Annotated in this window: 1 protein-coding gene; it reads right to left on the reverse strand. The window is 71.4% G+C overall.

Features of this window, described 5'->3' with window-relative positions:
* The coding region (locus ACVCAG_RS45585; RefSeq protein ID WP_447191660.1) for a type I polyketide synthase at positions 1 to 3,206 on the reverse strand (3,206 nt) is incomplete at both ends.

The following is a 3,206-nucleotide window of genomic DNA, read 5'->3' on the forward strand; positions in this document are numbered from 1 at the left end:
AGCAGCGGGTGATCGATCCCCTCCAAACCAACCGCGTCCATGTCCCCGGCCTCGGCCTGCGCCGCCACCCAGAACCGCTCCCGCTGGAAGGCGTAGGTCGGCAGATCCACCCGCACCGGCCGAGCCGGAGCGAAGAAGGCATCCCAATCAACCGCGATACCCCGAACCTGCAACTGCCCCAAAGCCCTGACCAGCGTCCGAGCCTCGTCACGGTCCTTACGCGCGACCGCGACGAACACACCATCGTCGACGCTCTGCTGGGCCAGCGCGGTCAGAGTCGAATCGGGTCCGATCTCCACGAACACGTTCGCCTGGCAGGCGGTGACCCCGTCGGCGAAGCGCACCGCCTCGCGCACATGCCGCACCCAGTACGCCGGATCGGTCAGCAGGCCAGGCTCGGCGGGCCGGCCCGTCACGTTGGAGACGACAGGGATGGCCGGCTCGCTGAAGGTCAGAGCGGAGACGATCTGCTCGAACTCGGCGAGCATCGGCTCCATCAACGGCGAGTGGAAGGCGTGTGAGACCCGCAACCTGCGCGTCCGGACGCTCACCAGGGCGGCGATCTCCTCCACCGCACTCTCGTCACCGGAGATCACCACCGAGGCCGGGCCGTTCACCGCCGCGATGCCGACATCCTGGCGGCCCTCCAACAGCGGAAGGACCTCCGCCTCAGGAGCGGCGATGGCCAGCATCGCCCCACCTTCCGGCAGCCCCTGCATCAACCGCGCCCTCGCGGAAACGAGAGTGCAGGCGTCGGGCAGCGACAGCACGCCCGCCACATGCGCGGCGGCGATCTCTCCCACCGAGTGGCCCACCAGCACGTCCGGGGTGACCCCCAGCGAGGCCAGCAGGCGGTAGAGGGCGACCTCGAAGGCGAACAGCGCCGGCTGGGTCATCCCGGTCTCGGCCAACACCTCGTCCGGGCCCGAGAACATCGCCTCACGCACCGACCCCGGCAACAACGCACAGATCTCATCCAGCGCCTCGGCGAACACCGGGAACGCGGCGGCCAGCTCACGGCCCATCCCCACCCGCTGGCTGCCCTGACCGGCGAACAACATCGCCAACCCGCCACCGGCCGCGGCACCCGGCGTCGCCGTGCCCTCGGCCAGGGCACGCAGGCCCGCCACCAGCTCGACCTGGTCGGCGCCGACCACCACCGCGCGCTGCTCCAGCAGCGCCCGGCCCGTCGCCAGCGTCCAGGCCGCATCGGCCGGGTTCAGCTCAGGCCGCTCCTCCACCCACGACGCGAGCCGGGAAGCCTGCCCCCGAAGCGCCTGGGGGGTCTTGGCCGAGACCAGCCAGGGCGTCAACGGCAGCTCGACGGCGTCAATCTTGGCCTCGGGCTCCGCCGGCCCCTGTTCGATGATCACGTGTGCGTTCGTCCCGCTGATCCCGAAGGACGACACGGCCGCCCGGCGTGGGCGGTCCTCGATATCCCAGGGACGGGCCTCGGTCAGCAGCTCCACCGCACCCGCCGACCAGTCGATGTGTCCCGACCGCTCCTCGGCGTGCAGGGTCCGCGGCAGCGTCCCGTGCCGCATCGCCATCACCATCTTGATCACACCACCGACACCGGCGGCGGCCTGCGTGTGACCGATGTTCGACTTCAACGACCCCAGCCACAACGGCCGGTCCTCGGGCCGGTCCTGACCGTAGGTGGCGATCAACGCCTGCGCCTCGATCGGGTCGCCCAGCACCGTTCCCGTGCCGTGCGCCTCGACCACGTCCACGTCAGCGGGCGAGAGGTTCGCGCTGGCCAGCGCCTGGCGGATCACCCGCTGCTGCGCCGGGCCGTTCGGCGCGGTCAGGCCGTTGCTCGCACCGTCCTGGTTGACCGCACTGCCCCGTACGATCGCGAGGACCTGGTGGCCGTTGCGCCGCGCGTCCGACAGCCGCTCGACCAGCAGCACGCCGACACCCTCGCCCCAGGCGGTGCCGTTCGCCGTGTCGCCGAAGGACTTGCACCTGCCGTCGGGTGCCAGACCGCGCTGGCGGGAGAACTCGATGAAGGTCCCGGGCGTCGACATCACCGTCACACCGCCCGCGAGGGCCAGATCACACTCACCCGAGCGCAACGCCTGCGCCGCCAGGTGCAGCGCGACCAGCGACGACGAGCACGCCGTGTCCACGGTCATCGCGGGGCCCTCGAACCCGAAGGTGTAGGACACCCGCCCGGACACCAGGCTTCCGCCGCTGGTCGAGGCGGGGGCGCCGAGGCCGTAGTCGTGGTACATCAAGCCGGCGAACACGCCCGTCCGGCTGCCGCGCAGCCCGACGGGACTGACACCGGCCCGCTCCAGCGCCTCCCATGACGCCTCCAGCAGCAGCCGCTGCTGCGGGTCCATCGTCAGTGCCTCACGCGGGCTGATCCCGAAGAAGCCGGGGTCGAACTCGGCGGCGTCGTACAGGAAACCGCCGTGCTTCACGTAGGAGGTGCCCTCGTTCTCCGGGTCCGGGTTGTAGATCCTCTCCATGTCCCAGCCGCGGTCGGCGGGGAACTCGGAGATGGCGTCCGTACCGCTGGCCACGAGGTCCCACAGCCCCTCGGGCGACAGCACGCCGCCGGGGTAGCGGCAAGCCATGCCCACGATCGCGATCGGCTCGTCGTCGCCCGGCGTCCTGGCCGTCGTGACCGACGCGATCGCGGACGCGGCGCCGGTCAGCTCCGCCCCCACGTAGTCGGCCACCGCTTGAGCGGTCGGGTAGTCGAAGATCAGTGTGGCCGGTAGCCGGAGTCCGGTGACGGTGCCGAGCCTGTTCCTGAACTCGACCGCGGTGAGGGAGTCGAAGCCGAGGTCCTGGAAGGCGCGATCCGGCTGGACGGCCTCCTTCGAGGCGTGCCCGAGCACCGTCGCCACTTCCTGGCACACCAGGTCGGACAGGACCGACCGGCGTTCCGCGCGCTCCATCGCGGCCAGCCGTCCCGCGAGGCCGTTGAGGATGCCCGCTCGTGGCAGTGCCGTCCGGGCGGGGTTCCTGCCCTGGGCGAACCTCGCGGCGATCAGCGCCGGCCGGTCGTGGCGCAGAGCGGCGTCGAACAGCGCCAGCCCGTCGGCAGCCGACAGCGGCTTCAGACCCATGCGCTCCATACGGCGTACGTCGGCCTCGGTCAGTTCCTCCGCCATCCCGCCGATCGCCCACAGGCCCCAGGCCAGCGAGGTTCCCGCCAGTCCCCGCGACCTGCGATGCTCGGCCAGCGCGTC

The organism is Streptosporangium sp. G12 (genome assembly GCF_052983175.1).